This is a genomic window from Streptomyces sp. a15 (assembly GCF_059026085.1).
On sequence record NZ_JBWLKM010000040.1, the window covers coordinates 68,914 to 77,982 of the forward strand.

The window sequence follows — 9,069 nt, forward strand, 5'->3', positions numbered from 1 at the left end:
GGTAACGTCGGTTTCTCAGTGCTGTGAATCGGACTCAATGGGACGTGGCGCGGATGGAGAAAGTATTGGGACACGTTGCCGCCATGTCACCGGTGCGTTCCCGAAAGTGTTTCGCGAGTTCGCCGCCTTCAGGTATTGACGCGGCAGCGCCCCAAGAAGCACGTACCTGCCCAATATCGGTGCTGCGGCCATCAGATCGACGGCCGGATCACCCTGCGCATCCGCGAAGGCGCTGGACTCGGCACCGAAATCGTCCCCGGCAAGCCAGCCCGCTACCGCCAGGACCGCTGGCCCACTTCCATGAGACGCAACGATCACGACCGACGTCATCACCAAGCACGCCACCGCCACGACCTCGGCGTCCGGCGGATCGATCAGGTCTGCCGTGAACGCGGCCGCGATCCCTCCCTCGAGCAGAGACCTCAGGAGGAGGATTCAGCGGAAAGAGATGGTGGTTTCGGGATGTCGGCTGCCAGGTGCTCGGTGTTCCGGGGAAGCAGGACCTGGAAGGTGGCTCCCCGTCCGGGAGTCGAGCGGACTTCGACGCGGCCCGCGTGGGCGGCCACGAGGGACTGGACGATGGCGAGTCCCAAACCCGCACCGCCGGTGGCGCGGGTGCGGGAGGTGTCGGCGCGGTAGAAGCGGTCGAAGATGCGGCAGCTCTGATCCGGGGTCAAGCCCGGCCCTCGGTCGGCGACTTCGAGGACCGCGTGGTGTGCGACGGTGCCGACGCCGATGCGGATGGGCGTGCCTGGGGGTGTGTGGGTGACGGCGTTGCCGACGAGGTTGGTGACGACCTGGCGCAGCCGGGCCTCGTCGGCGACGGTGGGTGCGGAGGCGGGTGGGCCGTCGCCGTCCGGGCCGGTGAGCGTGACGGAGCGGGTAGCGTCCAGGGCGCGTACGTCGTGGAGGGCGTCGGCGGCGAGGGTGCGCAGGTCCGTGGGGGCCAGGTCCAGGCCCAGGGACAGGTCGCAGTCACCGGCGCTCTTGAGGGAGCGCTCGTCGAGCCTGGCAAGCAGCAGCAGGTCCTCCACGAGCCGAGTGAGGCGCTCGGACTCGCGGGCGATGCGCGCCATGGTGTCGTCGATGTCCCGCCGCTCGGGCAGGGCGCCCATGCGGTAGAGGTCGGTCAGGCCCTTGATGCCGGCGAGAGGGGTGCGCAGTTCGTGGCTGGCGTCAGCGACGAAGCGGCTCATCCGGCCCTCCGACTCCGCGCGGGCGGCGAAGGCGGCCTCGAGTTGGCCGAGCATGCCGTTCAACGCGGCTGCCAGGCGGCCGATCTCGGTGTTCGGTCCGGCCAGTTCGGGCACGCGCCGGGACAGGTCACCGCCCGCGATCTCGGCTGCTGTCTCTTCGATGCGGGACAGCGGCCGCAGTCCGGAGCGGACCGCGAACCAGCCGGCCACCGCCAGGACACCGAGCAGACACAGTCCGGCGGTCTCGTAGATCCGCCACATCTTGTCGACGGTTGCGTCCACCTCGGCCAGTGACGTCGACACGACGACGCCTCCTGGCGCGGTCCCGGTGGTTTCGCCCAGCGTGCCGACATCCACTTCCTGTACGGCGATCACTCGCCACCGCGTGTCGCCCTTGGTGCTGCCGACCGTGAACGGGTGGCCGTCCTGCGCGGTGATCGCCGCCGCGTCGAGCCGAGGCAGCACCGGGCCGGTCGTCTTCGGGGTCCGGTTCCCGCCGGCGAGGGGGTCGAGGCTGCTCTCGACCGTTCCGTCCGCTGCGACATAGGTGATGACCGGGTTGCCGAGGACGTCCGTGCTGAAGTGGGCGAGCGCGGCGGGCGGGGTTCGCTCGGCTCCGGTGCGGGCCACCGTGGACGGCAGCAGGGCGAATACCTGGGCGGAGACACGCAGTTGGGCGTCGATCCGGTTCTCCATGTACGAGCGCAGGGCGTTGCCCGTGACCAGGCTGAACGCCGTGAACCCGGCCGCCAGCAGCGCCACCGCCAGCACCAGCACCCGGCTGCGCAGCGAGGCCCGCCCCCATACGGTCCTCACGCGTCGCCCGTTCATGTCCTGGGTCCGCGCAGCACGTAACCGACCCCGTGGACGGTGTGGATCAGCTTGGGTCCTCCGTTGTCGAGCTTGCGGCGGAGGTAGCTGATGTAGGTGTCGACGATGCCGGTGTCGCCGCCGAAGTCGTAGTCCCACACTCGTTCGAGAATCTGCGCTTTGGAGACCGTGCGTCCGGAGTTGGCCATCAGGTAGTGCAGGAGCCGGAACTCCGTCGGGGACAGGCGTATCGGCTCGCCCGCCCGGGTCGTCTGAACGCCCTCGGGGTCGAGTTCCAGGTCGGCCGCCCGCACCACGGCCGTCGGATCGCCACTGGTGCGGCGCAGCACGGCGCTGATGCGGGCGATCAGCTCCTCCAGGTCGAACGGCTTGGTGACGTAGTCGTCGCCGCCGAGTTGCAGGCCGTCGATCTTGTCGCGGGTGGTGTCCCGGGCAGTGAGGAACACCACCGGGATGTGCCCGGTACGGAGTCCTGCGGGCCGGTGCCGCTCGCGCAGCCGCCGGATCACCTCGAAGCCGTCCGTGTCCGGCAGCATGACGTCCAGCAGGACCAGGTCGGGCGAGAACTCGTGTGCCGCGGCCAGCGCCTCCTCGCCGGTGCCGGCGGCGGCGACGGTGAAGCCTGCATGCCGGAGTGCCGCGCACAGCAGTTGCCTCACGGTGGGTTCGTCGTCCACCACCAGCAGGCTCGCGCCCCCGGCGGAGCCAGCCGGCTCGTGCTCGGGCCCAGCTCCGCGGGGGTGGGGTCGTTCAGCGGTTGCCAACGGGTGCCTCCAGAGGGCCGGAGTCCGCTCCCGGCGCCGCGGCGGGCGGAACAGGGTGCCCGCTCTTCGCGCTCGGCGGGGCGAGGGCGTTCTTCCAGCCGAAGATACGGGAGCGGCTGGTGACGGCCCCGCGCAACAGGCACCCGGACAACCCGGCCACACTCCCGACGAGCAGGGCGAACACCACGGTCACGAGCACGCTGCCGGTCAGCTCCGCCCGCCTACCGCCCATCTCGCTGCCGAACATGCTGACGCCGATGTGCCCGGACGCCCCGGCGAGCCACGCCGCCGCGCCCATGATCAGTGCCGTGACGATGCCGAACCGCTCGGCGAAACCGAGGTGCGGGCCGAAAGGGCCGCGGTAGCGGTGCAGCGGAGGTGTGTGTGCCGGGTCCGTGGCCCGCGCGGCCGCGTACGCGCACGCCAGCAGGAGGAGGCCGGTCACAGCGAGGGCCGCGAGCCACAGCGGCCAGCCTCCGGCGGACAGCTCCCGCAGGTGCTCGGTGCGGTCGGCCGGGGCGCTCGTCTGCTGTCCACCCATCCCGCGCATGAGCGCGGCGAGCGGGTTGCCGCCCTGGCTCTCCACCTGCTGCGTCGACGCCGTCCACGGTGAGCCCACGCCCAGCGTCAGGAACACCGCCACGGCGTTCGGAGCGAGCAGCACCGCCGCGCCCGCCGCCGTCGCGGCCCGACCACCGGCCACCGCACCCACGAACGTCACCAGCACAAGCGGAACGGCCATCACCACCAGGAGCGTCCGTACGACCGCGGAGACACCGGGAATCCAAGCCGGCCGGAGCCGGTCGAGCACCCTGCTCAGGGGCAGTCGTACCTTGCGACTGATCAGGCATCCGACGGCGAGCACGACCACAACCCACAGCACCGCGCCGAAGGCGGCCGAGCCCGCTTGGACCTCATACGTCATGGTCGGATCCTGGGACGCCCTACCGCCGCCGAGCAGGTCGCCCAGCAGGTCACCCGCACCGCCTTCTCCGCCGCCGAGGCCATCGGATCCCACGTCCTCACCGCCGCGCAGTGCGCTCATCGCCGACGCCGGCATGTTGAACGTCCCGCGCGCGACGTCCGCCACCACCAGGAAGCCGATCAGCGCCGCCGCACCGGCTCCGGCTGCGCGCGCGGCCAGTTCGCCGGTGTCGCACCGCCGATGCCGGAGCCGCCGGGAGAAGGCGAACCAGAGCACGAGGGCGCCGACCAGCGTCACGCCGAGCGGTACGACGTCGGCCGCGCCGCTCATCGACGAGGCCATGCCTCCACCGCCGAACAGGCCGCCCAGCAGGTCTCCCAGCCCGGAGCCCCCGGACGTCGCCGGCGTGTCCGGACCGGCGCTCACCGAGCCACCGACGGCCATGGCCGTCAGGGCCATGGCCAGCGACCACAGCGACCCGACCGACCCGGCGTCCAGCAGCCACAGGGCCACCGCCGAGACCCCCGCCATGGCGGCCACCGCGCACAGCACGGCCGCCGCCCCTTCCAGGGCGTTTCGCAACGGGCCCTCGGGCACTGGCCATCCGGTGCCAGTGAGCCTTGACGGCCTGGGCTCGGGTCGGGGTGTGGACGTGATGACGAGCATGTCGTGTCACTCCGCTTCGCTTCGCTCCGGGAACGCACGCAGCGCCGTACGAGGGGATTCGGCAGGAAGCACGGCGCCGCGTTCCGTGGGGACCCGCACAGCCTGTCCGCCGGGAGTGCCACATTCCGGAGAGGTTCTGAGAGATTCCCGAGAGCCCTCGGCAGAACGCCACAGGTCACGGCCCCCGCACGGCCGGGACCGCGCCCGGCTTCTCAGGGAACTCCCAGAACCCGACTGGTACGGGACCAATGCCACGCCGAGGTGTCTGCCGTCGTCCCAGGAGGCGGCCGGTTCCCCGTGCACCTGGAGAAGGTTGGCGTCGGCCACTGAACCGGGGGCACCGCCGGCCGGCGGGCTTCGAGGAGAGGACAGGAAGTAGTACTGCGGTACTAGCGGGCCCCACCGGATTCGGTTCCGCGGTACGGGATGGTCGTCCGGTACCGCTCCTAGGTTGAGATCGCGGGTCAGTCAGGCCCAGCTCACCCAATGATCTCTTCTCCTGGTGGGAGTAATCCGTGGCCACCTTCCTCTATCGGCTCGGCCGGCTGACGTTCCGGCGACGACGCCTCGTGGTGATGTTGTGGGTCGCCGTCCTGGCCGCCATCAGTATCGGCGCCATGAGTGCGCCCGGCACCTCCTCGGGGGCCTTGAGCGTTCCGGGCACGCAGTCGCAGCAGGCGATCGACCTGCTGCAGAAGGAGTTCCCGCAGGCGTCCGCCGACGGCGCCACCGCGCGTGTGGTGTTCGAGGCGCCCAGCGGGCAGAAGCTCACCTCCGCCGTCAACAAGGCCAAGGTCGAGTCCCTGGTGGCGAAGCTGGAGAAGTCGCCGCAGGTGTCGGGCGTCTCCGACCCCTTCTCCAGCGGCCTGGTCAGCAAGTCCGGCACCATCGCCTACGCCCAGGTGTCCTACAAAGTCGCCCAGGCCGACGTCAGCGGCGCGGCCCACGCCGTCCAGACCGACGTCGTCGCCCAGGGCGAGAAGGCCGGCCTGAAGGTGAGCCTGGGCGGCAACGCTGTCGAGGACAAGGCCGCCAGCAAGCTGGCCGAGCTGATCGGCGTCGGGGTCGCCGCCGTCGTCCTGGTGATCACCTTCGGCTCGCTGATAGCCGCGGGACTGCCCCTGCTCACCGCGATCCTCGGGGTGGCCGCGGCCATCCTGTCGGTCATGGCCGCCACGCATTTCTTCGACCTGGCCTCGGCCTCCACGACCCTGGCACTGATGCTGGGCCTGGCCGTCGCCATCGACTACGCCCTGTTCATCGTCTCCCGGTACCGCAACGAGATCCGCGACGGCCACGAACCCGAGGAAGCCTGCGGCCGGGCCCTGGGCACCGCCGGATCCGCGGTCGTCTTCGCCGGCCTGACCGTGATCGTCGCGCTGGCCGGGCTGACCGTCATCGGCATCGGCACGCTCACCTCCATGGGCCTGGCCTCCGCCTTCGCCGTCGCCGTCGCCGTGATCATCGCGCTGACCCTGCTGCCCGCCGTCCTCGGCTTCGCCGGTATGCGGATCATGAAGGGCACGCTGCACACCCGCCGTATGAAGGCGCTGGAGCGCGGCGAGGGCGAGTCGATGGGCGTGCGCTGGGCGAGGTTCGTCACCCGCAACCCGGTCAAGGTACTCGTGGCCTCGGTGATCGGACTGGCTCTGCTGGCCATCCCTGCGATGTCCCTGCAGATGGCCCTGAACGACGACTCCGGAAAGCCCCCCGGCAGCACCCAGCGCATCGCCTACGACACCCTCAGCAAGGGTTTCGGACCGGGCTTCAACGGCCCGCTCACCGTGGTCGTCGACGCCCGGGACAGCGAGAACCCCAAGGCGGCCGCCCAGGACGCGTACACCATGCTGGGCGAACTGGACGATGTCGCCGCCGTCCGTCCGCCCTCCTTCAACCAGGCCGGCGACGTGGCCCTGCTCGGCGCCGTCCCCAAGAGCGCCCCCACCAGTGAGGCCACCAAGGACCTCGTGGACGAGATCCGCCACCACGGCGGCGCCCTGCACCAGGACACCGGCGCCGACCTGATGGTCACCGGCCTGACCGCCGTCAACATCGACGTCAGCACCAAGCTCTCCGACGCCCTCGTGCCCTACCTGGCCATCGTCGTGGGCCTGGCCCTGGTCCTGCTCCTGCTGGTCTTCCGGTCGATCGTGATTCCGCTCAAGGCCGCCCTCGGCTTCCTGCTCAGCGTGGTCTCGACCCTCGGTGTCCTGGTCGCGGTCTTCCAGTGGGGCTGGCTGAAGGACCTCTTCGGCGTCAACCAGACCGGCCCCATCGTCAGCCTGCTGCCCATCCTGCTGATCGGCGTCGTGTTCGGCCTCGCCATGGACTACGAGGTCTTCCTCGTCTCCCGCATGCGGGAGGAGTACGTCCACGGCGCCGAACCCACGCAGGCCATCGTGCAGGGCTTCCGGCACAGCGGCCGGGTGGTCACCGCGGCCGCGATCATCATGATCTCCGTCTTCTCCGGATTCCTCCTCGACGACGCGGCTCTGATCAAGTCCATCGGCCTGGGGCTCGCCGCCGCCGTGTTCTTCGACGCCTTCGTCGTCCGGATGACCATCGTCCCCGCGGTGATGACCCTGCTCGGCCACCGCTCCTGGACCCTGCCCCAATGGCTCGACCGGGTCCTGCCGAACGTGGACGTCGAGGGAGAGAAACTGCGCCACGCGCTGGCTGCCGAACAGGCGGACTCGGCGCCTGAACCCGTCCTCGTCGGCGTCGCCGCCGGGGTCCAGGCGGAGTCGGGGAGTCACAGCGCTCCGCCCGCCTTCCCCAGCGTCAACGGCTCCGAGTCCGGATCCGGATCCAAATCCGGTGACACGGACACCACTGCGGTCTCGGCGGTTGTTCCCCGGCATCACCGCGGCAGGATCCGGGGACTGTCCGGGATCAAGCGGCGCCGCGCGGGCAACGGTGACGTGGAGGGCCTCGGTGGCATGAAGACGCCCGGTGACTTGGGGGCGCCCAGTGACACGCCGGCCCCCGGCGACACGGACGCGCCGGCACCTGCCCAGCAGGCCGACGGGAAGGCACGAGGACTGTCCAGGCTCAAGCAGCGCCTGGCACGAGGCGGCGATTCAACCGTCCCCGCCGACACGGCGGAATCGAAGGCACCGACACGCAGGAAGCTGTTGAAGAACCCGCTCCGCAGGAGGTGACGAGAGCAAGCCGGAGCACCGGCTTGCGCACAGCTCCTGACGTGGCGGCCAAGTCCCGCCAGCCATCCCCCCCCCCCCCCAGCGCCGCCCGTCGGTCCGATTCCCCCGGGGCCGGCGGGCGGTCCCCGACACCGCGAAGGACCCACGTTGGCCGCACCGAGCGCCCCCGCTCCCGACCCTCGCCGAGACGAGCGCTGGACCTTGGAGACTCTGACGAGCGATCCCGAGCAGCGCGTGATCGTCTCGGTCATCTCCCGGCTGGGCTCGTGGGCGCGGGCCGACCGGGCCCACCCCCGGGTGAGACGCTGGGGCGTCCCGCTGCTGTGCTTCGCGGGCGGTACCGACGCCTACCTCAACCCCTACAACATCGGCGACCCGAAGCTGCCGCTCATCCTCGCCTTCTGCGTCCCGCTGCTGTGGCGGGATCGCCGGCCCATGCTGGTCTTCGCCCTCACCACGGCCGCCTCCGTGGTGTCTCTCTCCCTGGGTGTGCTGACTCTTGCGGAATTCGCTCGGATGGTGGCCCTGTTCAACGTCGGCCGCTTCTGCTCCCCACGCCAGGTGACCGTCGCCATCGGTGTCACCACCGCGGAACTCGTCGCGTGGGCGTACGTCTTCTGGAGCGGCGAACAACTGGAGTACCTCACGCGTCCGGAGCCCGTGACGTTGATGGCGATGATCGCCATGGCGGGGTTCGCCGCTCTCGGCCTGCTCGTCCGGCTGGCCCACGCCTACATCAACGCCTTGAAGAAGCAACGCGACCAGCAGGCTCGTCTCGCCACCGCGCAGGAACGCGCCCGCGTCTCCCGCGAGATGCACGACATCCTCGGCCACACCCTCGCCGTCATCGTCGGCCTCGCCGACGGCGCCGCCGCCCTCTCCGAGACCAAGCCGGAACGCGGCGCCCGGACGCTGCGCATCATCAGCGCCAGCGGCCGCGACGCCCTGGCCGAACTGCGCCGTCTGCTCGCTGTCATCAGCGACGACCGCGACGGCCAGGACCGCTCGCACGACGTCCCGCTCGCCCCGCAGCCCGGCCTCGCCGACCTCGACGCCCTGCTCGACCGGGTCCGCGCCGCCGGCCCCACCGTCGCCCTGCACGCGCACGGCGACCTCACCGGCCAGGCCCCGGGTCTGCAACTGTCCGCCTACCGCATCATCCAGGAGGCCCTGACCAACACAGTCAAGTACGCCGCCTCCGACACCTCGGTCCACGTCTCCATCGCCTCCGACACCGACACCGTGCGCCTCACGGTCGAGGACACCGGCCCGCCCCGCACTCCGCGTGCACGCCGTGGCCCGACGGGCAGCGGCCGGGGCCTGGTCGGCATGCGCGAGCGCGCCGCCCTCTACCGGGGCGAGGTCACCGCCGGCCCCAACCCTCACGGAGGCTGGACCGTCCACGCCATCCTCATCCCCAACCCGCCCGCCAACTCCCCACAGAAGCACCCCGCCTAATGGGAGCTACGGGGCCGGGGAATGCTCGGTTCCGTAGCCGTCAGCAGGTGAGCACTATCGCCGCCGGA

General features: G+C 70.9%; 4 protein-coding genes and 1 pseudogene. 2 read left to right on the top strand and 3 right to left on the bottom strand.

Annotation, left to right across the window (positions count from 1 at the left end; genetic code table 11):
- Positions 1-422: 422 nt before the first annotated feature.
- From AC5P09_RS31780 to AC5P09_RS31790, 3 genes are all read right to left on the bottom strand, one after another.
- Complete coding sequence (locus tag AC5P09_RS31780; RefSeq protein WP_493877184.1) at positions 423-2,027, bottom strand: sensor histidine kinase; 1,605 nt, start codon at positions 2,025-2,027, stop codon at positions 423-425.
- Positions 2,024-2,713, bottom strand: coding sequence for a response regulator transcription factor (locus AC5P09_RS31785; protein WP_493877190.1), 690 nt, complete (start codon positions 2,711-2,713; stop codon positions 2,024-2,026). The genes AC5P09_RS31780 and AC5P09_RS31785 overlap by 4 nt, the downstream gene beginning before the upstream one ends.
- Positions 2,714-2,777: 64 nt before the next feature.
- Positions 2,778-4,298, bottom strand: a complete 1,521-nt coding sequence (locus tag AC5P09_RS31790) for a streptophobe family protein (RefSeq protein WP_493877185.1) — start codon at positions 4,296-4,298, stop codon at positions 2,778-2,780.
- 599 nt (positions 4,299-4,897) lie between these two features.
- On the opposite strand from AC5P09_RS31790, the pseudogene AC5P09_RS31795 reads away from it, so the two are divergent.
- Together AC5P09_RS31795 and AC5P09_RS31800 are read left to right on the top strand one after the other, a co-directional pair.
- Positions 4,898-7,105, top strand: a pseudogene (locus AC5P09_RS31795) (MMPL family transporter); the annotation flags it as partial.
- Between the two features lie 639 nt (positions 7,106-7,744).
- Positions 7,745-9,001 carry a sensor histidine kinase gene (locus AC5P09_RS31800; RefSeq protein WP_493877186.1) on the top strand — a complete coding sequence of 419 codons (1,257 nt, stop codon included), beginning with the start codon at positions 7,745-7,747 and terminating at the stop codon, positions 8,999-9,001.
- Positions 9,002-9,069: the final 68 nt, after the last annotated feature.